This window comes from Lysobacter lycopersici (assembly GCF_007556775.1).
GTDB classification, from domain to species: domain Bacteria; phylum Pseudomonadota; class Gammaproteobacteria; order Xanthomonadales; family Xanthomonadaceae; genus Pseudoluteimonas; species Pseudoluteimonas lycopersici.
This window is the reverse complement of sequence record NZ_CP041742.1, coordinates 715,710-733,216: the sequence shown is the minus strand read 5'-3', so window position 1 is coordinate 733,216 and position 17,507 is coordinate 715,710. Positions and strand designations below refer to the sequence as shown.

Here is a 17,507-nt window from a genome sequence, read left to right as displayed (position 1 = left end):
GGCGGGCGTGGAGCCCGGGCTCCAGCGGCGCCGGGGCTAACATGCATGGATGCATTTCCCGCGATTCGACAACGCCTTCCTACGCGAACTGCCCGGCGATCCGGAGCCGCGCGTGTTCGTGCGGCAAGTCCGGAACGCGGCATGGTCGAAGGTCGATCCGACGCCGGTCGCAGCGCCGCGGTTGCTGGCGCATTCGCGCGAAATGGCCGCGGAACTCGGTTTCGGCGAAGCGGATGTCGCCTCAAGGGAATTCGCGCAGGTGTTCGCGGGCAATGCGCTGCTGCCGGGCATGCAGCCGTTCGCGACGAACTATGGCGGCCACCAGTTCGGGCATTGGGCCGGGCAACTCGGCGACGGTCGCGCGATTTCGCTGGGCGAAGTCGTGTCGAACGATGGCAGGCGCATGGAACTGCAGCTGAAGGGCGCGGGCCCGACGCCGTATTCGCGCAGCGCCGACGGGCGCGCGGTGCTGCGCTCCTCGATCCGCGAATTCCTGTGCAGTGAGGCCATGTACCACCTCGGCATCCCGAGCACGCGCGCGCTGTCGCTGGTCGGCACCGGCGAATCCGTCGAACGCGACATGTTTTACGACGGCCATCCGCAGGACGAGCCGGGCGCGATCGTGTGCCGGGTCGCGCCGTCCTTCCTGCGCTTCGGACATTTCGAATTGCCGGCTTCGCGCGGCGAGGTCGATCTGCTGAAGACGCTCGCCGACTTCTGCATCCGCCGCGATTTCCCGCATATCACGAGCGACGGAGAGTCGAAGTATGCCGACTGGTTCGGCGAAGCCTGCGAACGCACCGCCAAGCTGGTCGCGGGCTGGATGCGGGTCGGTTTCGTCCACGGCGTGCTCAACACCGACAACATGTCGATCCTCGGCCTGACCATCGATTACGGCCCCTACGGCTGGATCGACGACTACGACCCGGACTGGACGCCGAACACCACCGACGCGATGGGGAAACGCTATCGCTTCGGCTGGCAGCCCAAGGTCGCGTATTGGAACCTCGGCCAGCTGGCGAACGCGCTGTCGCCGCTGTTCGGCGATGTCGGGCCCCTGCAGGCCGGGCTGGAACGCTACGCCGTTGCCTACACCGAAGCGGAGCACGCGACGAACGCGCGCAAACTCGGTTTCGCGCAATGGCGCGACGAGGAGGACACCGTGCTGGTCCGCGACCTGCACGGCTTGATGCATGCGCACGAAATCGACATGACCCTGTGGTTCCGCGGGCTGATGGACATCGATCCGGCCGCGCCGTCGCTGCGGCCGTTCGCCGATGCCTTTTACGACCCAGCCAAGCGCGAGGCCGGCGAGGGTGCGCTGCGGGAGTGGCTGGCGCGTTACGCGGCGCGGCTTGCGGAAGATCCGCTATCGACCGGCGAGCGCCGCGAACGCATGCGCCTGGCGAACCCGAAATTCGTGCTGCGCAACTGGCTGGCGCAGCAGGCCATCGATCGTGCGCACGAAGGCGATTTCGCCGGCATCGGTGAACTGCTCGAAGTCATGCGGAATCCGTACGACGAACAGCCGAGCAAGGGATTCTTCGCCGGCAAGCGCCCCGGCTGGGCGAAGGACAAGGCCGGCTGCTCGATGCTCAGTTGCAGTTCCTGAGCCAAAGGAAAAGGCCGGCTACTTGCCGGCCTTCTTTTCCTTCTTCGCCGCGCGCTTTTCCTTCAGCGTCTTTTCCGGTTTCTTCTTGTCTTCCTTCTTCTTGTCCAGGCCCTTGCTCATGGCGTACTCCGCGGTTGGATGCGCCGCAAGCCTACTGCCAGCCGCGCCCGCTCGCTAGACTCCCCGCATGCCCCTGATCTCCCTGCAAAGCGTCGACTACGGCGTCGGCGGCCCCTTGCTGCTGGATGGCGTCGACCTCGCCATCGAACCGGGCGAGCGCATCGCCCTAATCGGCCGCAACGGCGCCGGCAAATCGACCCTGCTGAAACTCCTGGCCGGCGAACTCAGGCCGGATGACGGCGAGGTGCGGGTCGAGGGCGGCCGCCGCGTCGCGCGGCTGGAACAGGAAGTGCCGCAGGACGCCGCCGGCAGCGTATTCGACGTGGTCGCCGCCGGGCTGGGCGAACTCGGCGCGTTGCTGGCCGACTACCACCACCTGATCCATGCCGATGTCGTCGATACGAATGCGCTGGCCGCGGTTCAGGCGAAAATCGAAGCCGCGCAAGGCTGGACGCTGGATCGACGCGTGGTCGAAACGCTGGAACGCCTGCAACTGGACGGCGACGCGGATTTCGCCGCGTTGTCCGGCGGCATGAAGCGCCGCGGCCTGCTGGCGCGGGCGCTGGTCTCGCAACCGGACCTGCTGCTGCTCGACGAGCCGACCAACCACCTCGACATCGCCGCCATCGACTGGCTGGAAGGCTTCCTCAGGCAATGGAGCGGGGCGCTGGTGTTCGTCACCCACGACCGCCGTTTCCTGCGCGCGCTGGCCACGCGCATCGTCGAGATCGATCGCGGCCAGGTCACCAGCTGGCCGGGCGACTGGGACAACTACCTGCGGCGCAAGGAGGAACGCGCGAACGCCGAGGCGCAGGAAAACGCGCGCTTCGACAAACTGCTGGCGCAGGAGGAGGTCTGGATCCGGCAGGGCATCAAGGCGCGTCGGACGCGCGACGAGGGCCGCGTGCGCCGGCTGAAGGCGATGCGGGTGGAACGGGCGGAACGCCGCACGCAGGCCGGCAACGTCAGGATGGCGACCGCGCAGGCCGGCGAATCCGGCAAGAAGGTGATCGAAGCGAAGAATGTCGATTTCGCGCACGGCGAAAACGTGCTCGTGCGCGATTTCAGCACCACGATCCTGCGCGGCGACCGCATCGGCTTGGTCGGCCCGAACGGCAGCGGCAAGACCACGCTGCTGAAGCTGCTGCTCGGCGGACTGCAGCCGCGGTCGGGCGAAGTGAGGCAGGGCACGCAGTTGCAGGTCGCTTACTTCGACCAGTATCGCGCGACCCTGCGCGAGGACTGGAACGCGATCGAGAACGTGGCCGAGGGGCGCGAGTACGTCGAGGTCGGCGGCAAGTCCAAGCACGTGATCGGCTACCTGCAGGATTTCCTGTTCACACCCGAACGCGCGCGCGCGCCGATCACGCGGCTGTCCGGCGGCGAACGCAATCGCCTGCTGCTGGCCAAGCTGTTCGCGCAGCCGTCCAACCTGCTGGTGATGGACGAACCGACCAACGACCTCGACGTCGAAACCCTGGAATTGCTGGAAGAACTGCTGGCCGATTACCCCGGCACGCTGCTGCTGGTCAGCCACGACCGCGACTTCCTCGACAACGTGGTCACATCGACCATCGTGATGGAAGGCGAGGGACGCATCGGCGAATACGTCGGCGGTTACAGCGATTGGCTGCGGCAGCAGCCTGAAATCAGGGGTCCGGCGTTTCGCGACGACAAGCAAAAACTGGGTCCCGGCTTTCGCCGGGATGACGAGCAAAAGCCAGTCGCGAAACCGGCGGCATCGCCCGTGCCGGCCAAGACGAAGCTCAGCTACAAGGACGCGCGCGAACTGGAAGAGTTGCCCGCGCGGATCGAATCGCTGGAAACCGAACTCGCGCGCATGGCTGCGGCGATGAACGAACCGGCGTTCTACCAGCGCGATGCGGCGGCGATCGGCACGGACAACGCCGCGCTGGCGGCATTGCAGGCCGAACTCGACGCCGCCTACGCGCGCTGGGCGGAGCTGGAAGGCTGAGGCCCCGCCTCAGCTGCGGATTTCGAAGCCGGGGTTCTCGTCGAGCGTGCCATCGGCGCGGATTACCGCGAAGCTCTTGCGGTCCGGATCGAATATCACCGGCACGATGTCCTGGAACATCGGGTGGCGGATGAACTTCAGTTCCCAGCCGAAGCGCTCGAGGTCGGACAGTGCGATGCGTTGTTCCTCGTTGAGCTCGGCGCGCAGCTTGGCGCGCTCGCCCGGGTCGTCCCTGCGTCGTTCCTTGTCCATGGTTTTCCCCTTCTCCCCTGCCCGGGATCAACGCGATCCGCATCCGGCACCGGCCGCGCTAGCATGCACGGAATCCGCCCGGAGGCGAGCCATGTCGAGCCACGATCCCCGCGTCGATGCCTACATCGCCAAGGCCGCCGATTTCGCCCGGCCGATCCTCGCCGAAATCCGTGCACGCGTGCACGCGGCCTGCCTCGAGGTCGAGGAAACGATCAAGTGGGGCATGCCCAGCTTCGTCCATGCCGGCGGCATCCTGTGCGGGATGGCGGCGTTCAAGCGGCACGTGTCGTTCGGCTACTGGAAGCATGCGCTGGTGATGGGCGAAGCCGAACGCGACGGCATGGGCAGCTACGGCAAGATGGCCGCATTGCAGGACCTGCCGCCCAAGGCGACGATGCGCGCCGACCTGAAGAAGGCGATGCGCTTGAACGAGGAGGGCGTGAAGCCGGAACGGCGCAAGGCCGTGCCGAAACCGCCCCCGGAAACGCCGCTCGACCTCGCGGCGGCGTTGCTGGAGAACAAGGCGGCCAGGGCGAGCTTCGATGCGTTCCCGCCGGGCTGCAAGCGCGAATACATCGAATGGATCGTCGAGGCCAAGCGCGAGGAAACGCGCGTGAAGCGGCTGGCGCAGGCGGTCGAATGGATGGCCGAGGGTAAGCGCCGCAACTGGAAGTACGAGCGATGCTGATGCGCGCGGGATTCGCATTCGCGGTGCTGTCGTGCGCCGCTTTCGATGCGCAAGCCGCATGCGAGGCGCGGAGCGGCGCGAATGTCGTCCCGCTGGTGGAGCTGTACACGTCCGAAGGCTGCAGCAGTTGCCCGCCGGCGGATCGCTGGCTGTCGAAGCTGGCGCTGGCCGATGCCGGCGAGGCGAATTTCCTCGCCTTCCACGTCGATTACTGGGACGAAATCGGCTGGCATGACCGTTTCGGTTCCCCGGCGTATAGCCAACGCCAGCGACAGCGGGTCGCGGCGGCGGAAGGCGGCGATACCGTCTACACGCCGCAGGTGATGGTGGGTTCCAATGTGCGCGTGGCCTGGAGCGAGCCGAAGAAGTTTTCGACGGCCCTTTCGTCGGCCACGGGACAGGCAAAGGCATCCATCGCATTGCGCCTGGATCCGACGCCGGTCGGTCGGTGGAGGGCGACGGTGGCGGAAAGGAATGTCGGCGTCGCTACGCCAGGCATTCGACTATGGCTGGCGCAATACCTCGATGGGCAAACGACCGAAGTACGGGCGGGCGAGAACAAGGACGCGACGCTGCACCACGATCATGCAGTGACCAGGCTCTGGGGGCCGTGGTCGCTCGAGGACGCAAAAAACCGAACGCAGCAGGTCGCTTTCGAGGCACCGTCGTCGCCGTGGGGCCTGGTCGCCTTCGTGCAGGATCCACGCGGGCAAACGTTGCAGACGCTGGAACTGCCGGTGTCGCGTTGCAAGGCCGGCAAGTGAACGATCGGATTCGCGGTGCTTACGGAGTCGCGTCGGTACGCAGCACCGGATACAACCCGTAACCCGCATCCCACGAGGGGCTGCGGCGATAGAAGAAATCCAGCCGCGCGGCTGAGTCCTTCGCGAACGCGGGATCGTCCCGGAGCTTCTTCTCGAACTCCGCCTTCAGCGCCGGATCGCCGGCGAGCAGCTTGCGCGCCACGTCCTCGGCGACGTAGTCCTCCATGTACTCCTTCTGCTCGAAGGCATTGTTCGTCTCGCCCCAGGCCGCGAGCGAATCTGGCGCCTGCGGTTCCAGCAAGGCCATCGCCAGCCGCGCTTCCGGCTGCGCGATCGGTACGAACAGCGCGCCGGCGCCGAGGTCGCGCGTCGCTTGCGACCATGTGCCGTCCAGCGTCGCGCGCTGGTGGCCCTCGAAGGACACAGCATCGAACTTCGGTCGGTCGACGCGGAAGTTTTCGACCGCGACCGCCTGCAGCGGCGCATCCAGCTTGCGGTACTCGATGCCGTGCAATTGCAGTTTCGGTTCCACCAGCTCCGCCCAGGCCGCGGGCACGAGGTAGCCGCCGTGCGGTGCGGTGACGGTCAGCGCGGGAACGACTTCGTCGCGCAGTGGGACCTTCCACACCTCCGGCTTCGATTCGTCGTAGCGCGTCATCAATGCGCCGGAGATGTCGGACGGCGTGCGCGTGTAGGCGTAACCGAGGAAATCGATAGTGCGGGCCTTGTCGGTGGCCTTGAAGTCGAGCGCGACCGGCTTGCCGCCGAGTTGCGCCGAACGCAGGTCGGCGGCGTGTTCGGCGGCGAGCCATTGCGTGCCGTCTTTCGCGGCCATGTCCACGAGGTCGACGATGGCGTTGCGGGTGATGCGCACGCGGGTCGGGTAATCCTTCCATGAATGCGTTTCCACCAGGATGCCGACGCGGTTGCGCAGCTGGAAATAACCGTTCGAGAAACGCGGTGGGGCGACGCCGTCGGCGAAGCCCGAAGCCGGGTTGTCGTATTCGACGAACGAGGGATAGAACGCCAGCGGCAGCGAGCCCTGCGTCTTCAGCGTCGCGACCAGTCCGTCGCGCACCGCGCGCCCGGTCGCGCGCAGCGCTTCGTCGCCGGAATTGACCGGCTCGCCGGTGATCGACACGTCGTGCCTGAACTGGGCGCCGTCGGTGACGTGCAGGTCCACTTCCACCGCCGGGTCCCAAGCGTCGACCAGCTTCAGCATGGCCTGCATCTCCGGCGCATCGGCTTTCACGTAATCGCGGTTGAGGTTGTAGCGCTGTGCGGTGGTGCGGAAACCCATTTCCTCGGGGCCGCGCTGGTTGGGGCGGTTCCATGCGCGGAAGTTCTCGTGGCCATCGACGTTGAACACCGGCACGAACAGCAGCACGAGCTTGTCCAGCGCGCCCTTCGCGGTTTCGCCGTCGAGCATCTGTCGCAGGGCGAGGAAGCCGGCATCCTTCCCATCGATCTCGCCGGCGTGGATGCCGCCCTGTACCAGCAGCACCGGCAAGCCCTTCGCCTTCGCGGTTTCCGCGTCCAGCGCGCCGCTGCGCGAGACCACCAGCAGTTTCATCGGCCTGCCTTCGGGCGTGGTGCCGAAGGTTTCGCAGCGCACCGCGTCGGGATAGCGCCGCTGGAACGCCTCGCACAGCGCGATCGCTTCGTCGTAGCGGCCGGTGCGCTGGAAGCCGGAGCGTTCGGAGATCGTCGAGAGATCCGGCGATCCGGCCGCCCATGCGGCAGCGGAGCAGGCGAGCAGGGCGGCGGCAAGCAGGGTGCGGGTCATGGCGGCGGCAGGCGTTCGGCGGAACCGCGATGGTAGCCAAATGCGCGCGCCGCGCTCCAAGGAGATGGCCGTGCCTGCCGCCACCGCGCTGGCAGCAGGCGCGCGGCTATGATGGCGTGGCATATCCCCGGGAGCGATCCATGGACGTCTTGTACTACGCGCCCGGCGCGGCGAGTTTCCTCGTGCACTGGCTGCTGATCGAAGTCGACGCGCCCTACGAACTGCGCCTGGTCGATACCGCCGCGAAGCAGCAGAAGTCGCCCGAATACCTCGCCCTGAACCCGAACGGCGTGGTGCCCACGCTGGTCGTCGACGGCAAGCCCCGGTACGAAGCCGCGGCATTGGCAATCCTGCTGGTGGATCGCCATCCGCAGGCGAAGCTCGCGCCGGCCTTCGATGCGCCGGGCCGCGCCGACTACATGCAGTGGATGTTCAACCTCGCGAACATGGTGCAGCCGCTGTTCCGGCAATGGTGGTATCCCGGCGAACCCGCGGGCGAAGAAAACGCCGATGCATTGCGCGCGCATTGCGCGCCGCGGATCGAGGCGCAATGGCAGCGCATCGACGACCACCTCGCGGCCAACGGGCCGTATCTGCTGGGCAATGCGCCGACAGCCGCCGATTTCTACCTGGCCATGTTGATGCGCTGGTCGCGCAACATGCCGAAACCGGCGACGGAATGGCCGCATCTCGCCGCATTGGCGAAATCGATGAAGGCACGGCCATCGTTCGCACGGCTGTACGCGGAAGAAGGGTTGGAGGAATGGGCGTGAGCCGAGCCGCCGCCGCGCGCCTGCCGCGGCAAATCCCCTTCATCATCGGCAACGAGGCCTGCGAGCGATTCAGCTTCTACGGGATGCGCAACATCCTGGTGCAGTTCCTGGTCAGCAGCGTGATCCTGGCCTACGTCCCCGAGGCCGAACGCCAGTCGGTGGCCAAGGACGTGTTCCACAGCTTCGTGATCGGCGTGTACTTCTTCCCGCTGCTCGGTGGCTGGCTGTCCGACCGATTCTTCGGCAAGTACGACACGGTGTTGTGGTTCTCGCTGGTGTATTGCGCCGGCCATGCCTGCCTGGCGCTGTTCGAAGGCAACCGCACGGGTTTCTACACCGGCCTGTTCCTGATCGCGCTCGGGTCGGGCGGAATCAAGCCGCTGGTGGTGAGTTTCGTCGGCGACCAGTTCACCACCGCCAACAGGCACCTGGCGAAAGTGGTGTTCGACGCGTTCTACTGGACGATCAACTTCGGCAGCTTCTTCGCCTCGCTGCTGATGCCGTTGTTCCTGCGCAACTTCGGCGCGGCGGTGGCGTTCGGCATCCCCGGCGTGCTGATGTTCGTCGCGACGCTGGTCTTCTGGCTCGGTCGCGGGAAATACGTGCGCGTGCCGCCGAGCCACGGCGAGGATCCGGATTCGTTCTTCAGTGTCGCGCGCACCGCGCTCGCCACGCAGGCCGCGGGGCAGGGCAGGCCGGGGTTGCTGGTCGCGGGCGCAGGCGTCGTGCTCGCCATCGCGATGCTGCTGTGCTGGGCGCTGCACGCGTGGTTCGGCATCAGTCTGCCGTTCTGGCCCGACGATTTCCATTTCGTGATCAGCGCCTGCCTGGCGCTGGGCGCGCTGATCGCGTTCGGCGGCATCGGCGTGTCGATGCAGTTGGAACGCGCCCGCGGCCGCCATCCCGATGCCGCGGTGGATAGCGTGCGGGCGGTACTGCGCGTCCTGATCGTGTTCGCGCTGACCACGCCGTTCTGGTCGCTGTTCGACCAGAAGGCCAGCACCTGGGTGATCCAGGGCAAGGCGATGGCAGTGCCGCACGAAGCCTGGTGGTGGCCGGGTTTCCTGGTGAAGGAAGCCGGGCAGATGCAGGCATTGAACCCGCTGCTGATCATGCTGCTGATCCCGTTCAACAACCTGGTGCTGTATCCGTCCCTGCGCAGACTGGGCTACGAGCCGACGCCGTTGCGACGGATGGGTTGGGGCATCGCGTTCGCCGGCATCGCCTGGGTCGTCGCGGGATTGATCCAGCTGAAGATCGATAGCGGGGCCTCGACCTCGCTGGCATGGCAGGCATGGCCATACCTGTTGCTCACTTTCGGCGAAGTGCTGGTGTCGGCGACCGCGCTGGAATTCGCCTACAGCCAGGCCACGCAGTCGATGAAGGGCGTGATCATGGCGTTCTGGTACCTGACCAGCACCTTCGGCAGCCTGTGGGTATTGCTGACGAACGTAGCCGTGCGCAACGAGGCCGTCACCGCGCGCATTGCCGCCACTGGTTATGGCGAGAACGCGTTCCTGATGTTCTTCTTCGCGCTGTTCGCCTTCGTCGCCGCGCTGGCGTTCGCCGCGTACGCGCGCACCTATCCGATGCAGGACAACTACCGGGCGGCCTGAACCATGAACCTGTCGATCACCCTCGTCGTCGTCATCGCCACCGTGCTGGTGTCATGGCTGGCGTTCAACAACCCGAAGCTGCTCGACCGGCTGATCCTGTGGCCGCCGGCGATCGACCGGCAGAAGCAATACGACCGGCTGCTGACCCACGGCTTCATCCACGCCGACTGGATGCACCTGCTGTTCAACATGATCACCCTGTGGTCGTTCGGCGCCGTGGTGGAACGGGTATTCGTGGCACGCATCGGCGCGATCGGCTTCCTCGGCTTCTACCTGTCGGCGATCGTGGTCGCGATCCTGCCGTCGTACCTGCGCCACCTGCACGATGCGCGCTACCGAAGCCTGGGCGCCTCCGGCGGCGTCGCGGCGGTGCTGTTCGCCTCGATCCTGTTCAATCCGTGGTCGAAACTGATCATCTTCCCGATCCCGCTTCCGATCCCTGCGATCCTGTTCGCGGTCGTGTACGTGGGGTACAGCGTGTGGATGGATCGCCGCGGCGGCGACAACGTCAACCACAGCGCGCACCTGGTCGGCGGCGCCTATGGCATCGCCTTCACGCTGCTTGCGGTACCCGAATCGCTGGGCCATTTCCTGCGCCAGCTCGGAGTTTCGGCATGAACGACATCGCGATCCGCCACGACACGCAGCGCCAGCGCTTCGACACCGAAGTCGAAGGCCATGTGGCCCACCTCGAATATCGCCTGAAAGGCGATGTGCTCGTCATCACCCACACCGAAGTGCCGGAGTCCATCGGCGGGCGTGGTATCGCCGGGAAACTGGTGCGGACCGCGGTCGAGTACGCGCGCGACGCCGGGCTGAAGGTGGCGCCGGTGTGTTCCTACTCGGCCGAGTGGATGGAACGGCACCCGGAGTACGCAGGCCTGCGGGCTTGAAGGCAGCGGCCTAGGACAGCGACGTCGCCCGCCTTTTGAAATCCATGCCGGCGATCGGTGGCGCCTCCGCGGACTGGTAGGCCTGTTCTAGGCTTTTCGCGATCCGCGAGTCGAGCAGGTCCAGCTCGAAGCTGTTGCCGTTGCCCTCGGTGACGAGGTCGAACAGGCGGGCGATGGCCTCGTACTCGTCAGGGTTGTCGATCATGGACATGGAGATTCCCCTTTCGTTGTCGGTACGGGAACGAGAGCAGGTTGCATGCCAGCGAAAAGCGTGACCGGGTTCCCATGCCCGGGTGACGAGTCGCGTCAGGTATTCGCGGATGGGAGGCGGTTGACGCTCTGCGGTGCCCGGTTGCGTCGACCGAGGCGGGCGCACGGGGTGGAACGCGCCGGGTGGACCGGGCCGGTTAGAATCCGCGCCCCATGCGCCTCAACCGCTACATCGCCGATGCCGGCTTCTGCTCCCGCCGCGAGGCCGACTGCCTGATCGCCGAAGGCCGGGTGACCGTGAACGGCCTGCGCGCACGCATTGGCGCGGAGCTGGGGGAGGGCGACGAGGTCCGCATCGACGGCAACAAGCTGTCGGCGCGGACCGCGGCCAAGGGCCAGCGCCGCCACGTCTACATCGCGCTCAACAAGCCGGTCGGGATCACCTGCACCACCGAAGGATCGGTGAAGGGCAACATCGTCGATTTCGTCGGCCACCAGCAGCGCATCTTCCCGATCGGCCGGCTGGACAAGGATTCGGAAGGACTGATCCTGCTGACCAGCAACGGCGACATCGTCAACGAGATCCTGCGCGCCGAGAACAAACTGGAGAAGGAATACCTGGTCGCCGTGAACCATCCGGTCACCCCGGAATTCCTGCGCGGGATGAGCCGCGGGGTGCCGGTGCACGGCCAGACCACCCTGCCGTGCAAGACCGGCAAGCTCGGCAGCCAGGGCTTCCGGATCGTCCTGACCCAGGGCCTGAACCGGCAGATCCGGCTGATGGCGGCCCACTTCGGATACCGGGTCAAGCAACTGCTGCGGGTGCGGATCGGCAACGTGCAACTGGGCCATCTCAAGCCCGGCCGCTGGCGCAATCTCACCGACGCCGAGTTGCGCGGGCTGCTGCCCGGGCGCCAGGACTGGTGAGTGCAAGCCCCTGTTCACAAATGACCCCCGAAGTAGGGTATGGTGCGCGCACTGTTTCAAGCGGGATCACGGTACATCGTGGCTCCGATGCGGTAGATCTGACGATCCGCTCCATCGTTACGCGTTACCCCTTGCTCGACAGTCGCGGCCGGTTTTTTCCGTCCGTGTCCACCATCAAAAACTGTTCAAGGAGTAACACCATGTCCGATCGTCAGAACGGCACCGTCAAGTGGTTCAACGACGCCAAGGGCTACGGCTTCATCACGCCCGAGAGCGGCTCCGACCTGTTCGTGCATTTCCGCTCGATCGTCGGTTCCGGCTTCAAGTCGCTGCAGGAAGGCCAGAAGGTCACCTTCAAGGTCGTCCAGGGCCAGAAGGGCCTGCAGGCGGACGAAGTCCAGGCCGTCTGAGCCAAGACAACCGCAAGGTTCGAGGAACCCGGCTTCGGCCGGGTTTCTTTTTGCCCGGCGTTCATCATCGAGGCCTGCATGCGGGCGTCACGTGGGCGACGTTAGGATTCGCGCGATTCCAGGGAGGAAAAGACGATGCGTTCGAAACATGCGGCGTGGCTGCTGCTCGCGCTGGCTGCCTGCAACCGTTCCCCGCAACCGCAGGCCCAGGCGCCCGCCACGGCGACCGCGCAACCGCCCGTTCCCGCGGCGAGCCCGGTGGACCTGTCCGATATTTCCGAACGCGATCCGCATTACCTCGTCGGGATCAGCTTCCCGCCGGAACTGAAGCGCCATCCCGCGCTGGCGGCCGAAGTGAAGCGCGACGCCGACGCCACGCGCGCCGAATTCATGCAGCAGGTCGCCGCGAACAAGGATTACCAGGGGCCGGGGCCGTTCGAGCTGTCGCTGATGTACAGCATGGTCGCGGAGACGCCGCGCATCGTCGCGGTCGCCGCCGAGGGCACCAGCTTCGTCGGCGGCGCGCACGGCGCACCGTTGCTGGACCGCTACGTCTGGCTGTTGCCGGACAACCGACGCCTGACCGCGGCCGAACTGGTGCCGGATCCCGCCGGCTGGCAGGCGATTTCCGGCTACGTGCGCGACCGGTTGATGGCCGTGCAACGCCAGCGTTTCGACGAGGATGCCAAGGCCGATGGTGGCGATGATGGCGACGACGGCCAGCCCGAAGACGCGGCCCTGAAGGAACAGCTGAAGAACGCCGCGGACATGATCGAGCAGGGCACCGAGCCTAAGCCGGAGAACTTCGCCAACTTCGAACCGGTGCTGGGCGCGGATGGAAAGATCGCGGCGCTGCGTTTCGTGTTCCCGCCCTATCAGGTCGGGCCGTATTCGGATGGCACGCAGACGATCGAAGTCCCGGCCGCGGTGTTGCTGCCGCATATCGCGCCGGCCGAGCGCGGCTTGTTCGCCGGCGGCTGAACCCGCCTCGAAGCACGGTCGCAGCCGTCGAGACGCAGCCGCGCCACCCTGCGCGCGTGCACGCGCAGATCCGCCTCGCTTTCAGCCACCCTGTTCATCCGGCCGGCGACGACGGGGCGGATAATCCACACATGTCCGCGCACCCTGCGCTCGTCGCCTTCCATCCCGCCGTCGCGGCGTGGTTCGCGCGCAGTTTCCCCGCACCGACCGAGGCGCAGATTGCGGCCTGGCCGGCGATCGCTTCGGGCCGCGACACCCTCGTCGCCGCGCCGACCGGCTCGGGCAAGACCCTCACCGCCTTCCTCACCGCCATCGACGCGCTGGTGCGCGAGGCGCTGTCGTTTGGCCTGCCGGACGCGACGCTCGTGCTCTATGTCTCGCCGTTGAAGGCGCTGTCGAACGACATCCACGTCAACCTCGAAGCGCCGCTGGCCGGGATCCGCGAGGAACTCGCCGCGCAGGGCCTGCCCGATGTCGACATCCGCACCGCGGTGCGCACCGGCGACACCCCGCAGTCCGAACGCGCGGCCTTACGCAAGCGGCCGCCGCACGTCCTCGTCACCACGCCGGAATCGCTGTACGTGCTGCTCGGTTCCGAATCCGGGCGGGCGATGCTGGGTGGCGTGCGCACGGTGATCGTCGACGAAATCCACGCACTGGTGCAGAACAAGCGCGGCAACCACCTCGCGTTGTCGCTGGAACGCCTCGACGCACTGACCGGCAGGCGCGCGACCCGCGTCGGCCTGTCGGCGACGCAGAAGCCCATCGAAACCGTCGGGCGTTTCCTCGTCGGTGCGGACGCGGCGGACCCGGAGATCATCGACATCGGCCATGCCCGCGAACGCGATCTCGCGCTGGAATTGCCGCCGGTCGCGTTGGAAGCGGTGATGTCGAACGCGCAGTGGGAGCTGGTGTACGCGCGCATCGCCGAACTGGTCGAACGGCATTCGACCACGCTGGTGTTCGTCAACACCCGGCGCATGGCCGAGCGCACCGCGCGCCACCTGGGCGAACTGCTGGGCAAGGAACACGTCGCCGCGCACCACGGTTCGCTTGCGAAGGAACTACGCCTTGATGCGGAGCAGAAGCTCAAGGCCGGCCAGCTGAAGGTGCTGGTCGCCACCGCTTCGCTGGAGCTCGGCATCGACATCGGCGACGTCGACCTGGTTTGCCAGATCGGTTCGCCGCGCTCCATCGCTGCCTTCCTGCAGCGCGTGGGCCGTTCCGGCCACCACGTCGGCGGCGTGCCCAAGGGCAGGCTGTTCCCGACCTCGCGCGATGAGCTGCTGGAAAGCGCTGCACTGCTGGATTCGGTGCGCCGCGGCGAACTCGACGCGCTGATCATGCCGCCCGCGCCGCTGGACGTGCTGGCGCAGCAGATCGTGGCCGAGGTCGCCTGCCGCGAATGGGACGAGGACGCGCTGTTCGACATGACGCATCGCGCATGGCCCTACGCTAGGCTCGAACGCAAGGATTTCGACGAAGTCGTGCGCATGCTGGCCGATGGCTTCAGCACCCGCTATGGCCAGCGCGCGGCCTACCTGCACCGCGACGCCGTGCATCGCAAGCTACGCGGGCGCAAGGGTGCGCGACTCACCGCCACGCAATCCGGCGGAACGATTCCCGACACCGCCGACTACCAGGTGGTGCTGGAACCGCAGGCCACGATGATCGGCACGATCAACGAGGACTTCGCGATCGAGAGCATCGCCGGCGACGTGTTCCAGCTCGGCAATGCGAGTTACCGCATCCTGCGCGTGGAAGCCGGCCGCGTGCGGGTCGAGGACGCTGAAGGCGCGCCGCCGAGCATTCCGTTCTGGCTGGGCGAGGCGCCGGGCCGCAGCATCGAACTGTCGGCCAGCGTGTCGCGCCTGCGCGAGGCGATGCAGGCGAAGCTGGAAGCGGGCGGCGAACCTTCGTTGAGGCAGTGGCTGCTCGCCGAACTCGACATCGGCGAATCCGCCGCGGCGCAAATCGCCGCCTACGCGGCCGTGCAATTCGCCGGCTTCGGCATGTTGCCCTCGCAATCGCGGATCGCGCTGGAACGCTTCTTCGACGAATCCGGCGGTACCCAGCTGGTCATCCATTCGCCGTTCGGCAGCCGCATCAACAAGGCCTGGGGGCTGGCGCTGCGCAAGCGCTTCTGCCGCAAGTTCAATTTCGAACTGCAGGCGGCGGCGACCGAGGACGCCATCGTGCTGTCGCTCTCGACCAGCCATTCGTTCCCGCTGATCGAAGTGATGGGCTACCTGCATTCGTCCAGCGCCGAGCAGGTGCTGGTGCAGGCGCTGCTGGACGCGCCGCTGTTCCCCGCGCGCTTCCGCTGGAACGCGACCACCGCGCTGGCGCTGCCGCGCTTCGTCGGCGGCAAGAAGGTCGCGCCGCAGTTGCAGCGGATGAAGTCCGAAGACCTGATGGCGACCGTGTTCCCCGACCAGGTCGCTTGCCTGGAGAACATCGTCGGCGAGCGCGAAGTGCCGGACCATCCGCTGGTTGCGCAGACCCTGGACGACTGCCTGCGCGAAGCGATGGACGTCGACGGTTGGCTGGCGCTGCTGCGCGCGCTGGAAGCGGGCGAAGTGCAAGTCGTCGCACGCGACCTGACCGGCCCGTCGCCGTTCGCCGCGGAAGTGCTGGGTGCACGACCGTATGCCTTCCTCGACGATGCGCCGCTGGAGGAACGCCGCACGCGTGCGGTGCAGACGCGCGGCTTCAACCCCGAACAGGCGGAAGACCTCGGGCGGCTCGACCTCGGCGCGATCGAAGGCGCGCGCGAGGATGCCTGGCCGCAGCCGCGCGATGCCGACGAGATGCACGAGGCGTTGATGCAGCTCGGCGCCGCGACCGCGGGTGAAGCGGAAGCATCGGGCTGGAGCGGATTGCTGGAATCGTTGGCTGCGGCGCGGCGTGCCACACGAGTTGTCATCCTGAGCGCAAGCGAAGAACCTGCTTTATGGGTGACCGCCGAACGCCTGCCGCAATTGCTCGCGTTGCACCCGCAAGCCACTTGCGAACCCTGTCTCGAAACCCCGGCCGATTACGCCCGCGACTGGACGCGCGAGGACGCATTGCGCGAACTGGTGCGTGGCCGCTTGGGTGGGATGGCCGTCACGACGGTCGCCGCCATCGCCGAAGCGCTGACCGTGGATCACGGCGATGTCGAATTCGCGTTGCTTGCGCTGGAGCAGGAAGGCTACGTGATGCGCGGGCGCTTCACGCCCGGCGCGAGCGACGACGAATGGTGCGAGCGTCATTTGCTGGCGCGCATCCATCGCAACACCCTCGGTCGCCTGCGGCGCGAGATCGAGCCGGTCGACGTACGCGATTTCGTGCGTTTTCTCTGCGACTGGCAACGCGTCTCGCCGGCGACGCGCGTGCAGGGCCCGGAAGCGCTGGCCGGCGTGCTGGCGCAGCTGGAAGGCTTCGAAGCTGCGGCCGGTGCGTGGGAATCCGAATTGTTGCCGTCGCGCATCAGGGACTATTCCATCGCCTGGCTGGACGACCTGTGCACCGCCGGGCGCATTGCGTGGACACGGCTACGCGCCGGCGGCGAATCGCTGGTGCGCGCCGCGCCCATCGTGTTGCTGCCGCGGCGCGAATTGGCGCTGTGGACGCGATTGGCGGCGAACCAGCAAGCGGCCGACGAATCGCCGTTGTCCTCGCGCGCACGGAAGGTCGCCGATTGCCTGCGCGAACATGGCGCGATGTTCTTCGACGAACTCGCCGATGCCGCGCATCTGCTCGAAACCGAACTGGAAGACGCGCTGGCCGAGCTGGTCGCGCGCGGGCGCGCGAGTTGCGACAGTTTTTCCGGCCTGCGCGCCTTGTTGCTTCCGGCAGCGAAAAAGCCGGCGAATTTCGGCCGGCGCGGACGTCGCGCGGCGTTGATGGGCATCGCCGATGCGGGGCGCTGGTCGTTGACGCGTGCCCCTCACCCGCCTTCGGCACCCTCTTCCTGTGAAACGGGGAGAGGGGAAGGGCTTGAACACATCGCGCGGGTGCTGCTGCGCCGTTATGGCGTGGTCTGCTGGCGCCTGCTCGAACGCGAAGCGCCGTGGCTTCCTCCGTGGCGCGAATTGCTGCGCGAATACCAGCGGCTGGAGGCGCGCGGTGAGATCCGCGGCGGGCGCTTCATCGCCGGCGTGGTCGGCCAGCAGTTCGCCCTGCCCGAAGCGGTGGCCGCGTTGCGCAGCGTACGCAAGCGCGCGCATGACGGCGCGATGATCGCGGTCTCGGCCAGCGATCCGCTCAACTTGCTCGGGGGCATTCTTGCGGGCGACAAAGTGCCGCGCCAGCCCGGTGCGCGCCTGTTGCTGCGCGATGGCGTTCCGATCGCAACGCTGGTCGCGGGCGAATTCAAGCCGCTGGTCGAATTGCCTGCCGCCGACGAACATGCGGCGCGAATGACGTTGCTGCGCGATCCGGGCGCAACATTCGGTTCGATACAGGCGCCCGGTTCGCGGCCGATGGCCGATCCGCTCGGCTTGCATTCCTGACGAT

General features: G+C 66.9%; 14 protein-coding genes and 2 pseudogenes. 13 read left to right on the top strand and 3 right to left on the bottom strand.

Annotated elements, in window-relative coordinates; translation table 11 throughout:
- Positions 1 to 49: 49 nt before the first annotated feature.
- The 3 genes and pseudogenes from FNZ56_RS03765 to FNZ56_RS13065 all read left to right on the top strand — a co-directional run.
- On the top strand, positions 50 to 1,612 hold the full coding sequence (locus FNZ56_RS03765; RefSeq protein ID WP_143878561.1) for a protein adenylyltransferase SelO: 1,563 nt from the start codon (positions 50 to 52) through the stop codon (positions 1,610 to 1,612).
- A gap of 187 nt (positions 1,613 to 1,799) precedes the next feature.
- A pseudogene (locus tag FNZ56_RS03755) lies at positions 1,800 to 3,375 on the top strand (ATP-binding cassette domain-containing protein); the annotation flags it as partial.
- A 110-nt stretch (positions 3,376 to 3,485) separates the two neighbouring features.
- Positions 3,486 to 3,707: pseudogene (locus FNZ56_RS13065) on the top strand (ABC transporter ATP-binding protein); the annotation flags it as partial.
- Positions 3,708 to 3,716: 9 nt separating this feature from the next.
- Here the strand turns inward: FNZ56_RS13065 and FNZ56_RS03750 are convergent.
- A complete protein-coding gene (locus FNZ56_RS03750) occupies positions 3,717 to 3,959 on the bottom strand; it encodes a hypothetical protein (RefSeq protein WP_143878558.1) in 243 nt (80 codons plus the stop codon).
- Positions 3,960 to 4,050: 91 nt separating this feature from the next.
- On the opposite strand from FNZ56_RS03750, the gene FNZ56_RS03745 reads away from it, so the two are divergent.
- Positions 4,051 to 4,647, top strand: coding sequence for a YdeI/OmpD-associated family protein (locus tag FNZ56_RS03745; RefSeq protein WP_143878557.1), 597 nt, complete (start codon positions 4,051 to 4,053; stop codon positions 4,645 to 4,647).
- Positions 4,647 to 5,411 (top strand): DUF1223 domain-containing protein, encoded by a 765-nt coding sequence (locus tag FNZ56_RS03740; RefSeq protein WP_185970783.1) that lies wholly within the window; start codon positions 4,647 to 4,649, stop codon positions 5,409 to 5,411. The genes FNZ56_RS03745 and FNZ56_RS03740 overlap by 1 nt, the downstream gene beginning before the upstream one ends.
- Before the next feature lie 19 nt (positions 5,412 to 5,430).
- On the opposite strand, the gene FNZ56_RS03735 is transcribed toward FNZ56_RS03740, so the two are convergent.
- On the bottom strand, positions 5,431 to 7,197 hold the full coding sequence (locus FNZ56_RS03735) for a M14 family metallopeptidase (protein WP_143878555.1): 1,767 nt from the start codon (positions 7,195 to 7,197) through the stop codon (positions 5,431 to 5,433).
- A gap of 140 nt (positions 7,198 to 7,337) precedes the next feature.
- Here FNZ56_RS03735 and FNZ56_RS03730 point away from each other — a divergent pair, with 140 nt between their 5' ends.
- The 4 genes from FNZ56_RS03730 to FNZ56_RS03715 are packed head-to-tail and all read left to right on the top strand — an operon-like array spanning position 7,338 to position 10,479.
- Positions 7,338 to 7,970: a glutathione S-transferase family protein gene (locus FNZ56_RS03730; RefSeq protein WP_143878554.1), complete on the top strand. Its 633-nt coding sequence runs from the start codon at positions 7,338 to 7,340 to the stop codon at positions 7,968 to 7,970.
- On the top strand, positions 7,961 to 9,586 hold the full coding sequence (locus FNZ56_RS03725; protein WP_143878553.1) for a POT-type proton-dependent oligopeptide transporter: 1,626 nt from the start codon (positions 7,961 to 7,963) through the stop codon (positions 9,584 to 9,586). The genes FNZ56_RS03730 and FNZ56_RS03725 overlap by 10 nt, the downstream gene beginning before the upstream one ends.
- 3 nt (positions 9,587 to 9,589) lie before the next feature.
- Positions 9,590 to 10,204: a rhomboid family intramembrane serine protease gene (locus tag FNZ56_RS03720; RefSeq protein WP_143878552.1), complete on the top strand. Its 615-nt coding sequence runs from the start codon at positions 9,590 to 9,592 to the stop codon at positions 10,202 to 10,204.
- On the top strand, positions 10,201 to 10,479 hold the full coding sequence (locus FNZ56_RS03715) for a GNAT family N-acetyltransferase (RefSeq protein WP_143878551.1): 279 nt from the start codon (positions 10,201 to 10,203) through the stop codon (positions 10,477 to 10,479). The genes FNZ56_RS03720 and FNZ56_RS03715 overlap by 4 nt, the downstream gene beginning before the upstream one ends.
- 10 nt (positions 10,480 to 10,489) lie before the next feature.
- On the opposite strand, the gene FNZ56_RS03710 is transcribed toward FNZ56_RS03715, so the two are convergent.
- The gene (locus FNZ56_RS03710) at positions 10,490 to 10,690 is read right to left on the bottom strand and encodes a hypothetical protein (protein ID WP_143878550.1); all 201 of its coding nucleotides are present in this window, start codon (positions 10,688 to 10,690) and stop codon (positions 10,490 to 10,492) included.
- Between the two features lie 212 nt (positions 10,691 to 10,902).
- On the opposite strand from FNZ56_RS03710, the gene FNZ56_RS03705 reads away from it, so the two are divergent.
- The 4 genes from FNZ56_RS03705 (at position 10,903) to FNZ56_RS03690 (ending at position 17,503) form a co-directional block, all read left to right on the top strand.
- Positions 10,903 to 11,616, top strand: coding sequence for a pseudouridine synthase (locus FNZ56_RS03705; protein WP_143878549.1), 714 nt, complete (start codon positions 10,903 to 10,905; stop codon positions 11,614 to 11,616).
- A 200-nt stretch (positions 11,617 to 11,816) separates the two neighbouring features.
- Positions 11,817 to 12,026: a cold-shock protein gene (locus FNZ56_RS03700; RefSeq protein ID WP_143878548.1), complete on the top strand. Its 210-nt coding sequence runs from the start codon at positions 11,817 to 11,819 to the stop codon at positions 12,024 to 12,026.
- A 135-nt stretch (positions 12,027 to 12,161) separates the two neighbouring features.
- Complete coding sequence (locus FNZ56_RS03695; protein WP_143878547.1) at positions 12,162 to 13,007, top strand: RsiV family protein; 846 nt, start codon at positions 12,162 to 12,164, stop codon at positions 13,005 to 13,007.
- Positions 13,008 to 13,138: 131 nt separating this feature from the next.
- The gene (locus tag FNZ56_RS03690) at positions 13,139 to 17,503 is read left to right on the top strand and encodes a DEAD/DEAH box helicase (RefSeq protein WP_143878546.1); all 4,365 of its coding nucleotides are present in this window, start codon (positions 13,139 to 13,141) and stop codon (positions 17,501 to 17,503) included.
- The last annotated feature ends 4 nt before the right edge of the window (positions 17,504 to 17,507 follow it).

What these genes read in the sequence shown, in the direction of transcription:
- FNZ56_RS03765 (WP_143878561.1), top strand. Translation starts at nt 50, where the DNA reads ATGCATTTCCCGCGATTCGACAACGCCTTCCTACGCGAACTGCCCGGC.
- FNZ56_RS03750 (WP_143878558.1), bottom strand. Translation starts at nt 3,959, where the DNA reads ATGGACAAGGAACGACGCAGGGACGACCCGGGCGAGCGCGCCAAGCTG.
- FNZ56_RS03745 (WP_143878557.1), top strand. Translation starts at nt 4,051, where the DNA reads ATGTCGAGCCACGATCCCCGCGTCGATGCCTACATCGCCAAGGCCGCC.
- FNZ56_RS03740 (WP_185970783.1), top strand. Translation starts at nt 4,647, where the DNA reads ATGCGCGCGGGATTCGCATTCGCGGTGCTGTCGTGCGCCGCTTTCGAT.
- FNZ56_RS03735 (WP_143878555.1), bottom strand. Translation starts at nt 7,197, where the DNA reads ATGACCCGCACCCTGCTTGCCGCCGCCCTGCTCGCCTGCTCCGCTGCC.
- FNZ56_RS03730 (WP_143878554.1), top strand. Translation starts at nt 7,338, where the DNA reads ATGGACGTCTTGTACTACGCGCCCGGCGCGGCGAGTTTCCTCGTGCAC.
- FNZ56_RS03725 (WP_143878553.1), top strand. Translation starts at nt 7,961, where the DNA reads ATGGGCGTGAGCCGAGCCGCCGCCGCGCGCCTGCCGCGGCAAATCCCC.
- FNZ56_RS03720 (WP_143878552.1), top strand. Translation starts at nt 9,590, where the DNA reads ATGAACCTGTCGATCACCCTCGTCGTCGTCATCGCCACCGTGCTGGTG.
- FNZ56_RS03715 (WP_143878551.1), top strand. Translation starts at nt 10,201, where the DNA reads ATGAACGACATCGCGATCCGCCACGACACGCAGCGCCAGCGCTTCGAC.
- FNZ56_RS03710 (WP_143878550.1), bottom strand. Translation starts at nt 10,690, where the DNA reads ATGTCCATGATCGACAACCCTGACGAGTACGAGGCCATCGCCCGCCTG.
- FNZ56_RS03705 (WP_143878549.1), top strand. Translation starts at nt 10,903, where the DNA reads ATGCGCCTCAACCGCTACATCGCCGATGCCGGCTTCTGCTCCCGCCGC.
- FNZ56_RS03700 (WP_143878548.1), top strand. Translation starts at nt 11,817, where the DNA reads ATGTCCGATCGTCAGAACGGCACCGTCAAGTGGTTCAACGACGCCAAG.
- FNZ56_RS03695 (WP_143878547.1), top strand. Translation starts at nt 12,162, where the DNA reads ATGCGTTCGAAACATGCGGCGTGGCTGCTGCTCGCGCTGGCTGCCTGC.
- FNZ56_RS03690 (WP_143878546.1), top strand. Translation starts at nt 13,139, where the DNA reads ATGTCCGCGCACCCTGCGCTCGTCGCCTTCCATCCCGCCGTCGCGGCG.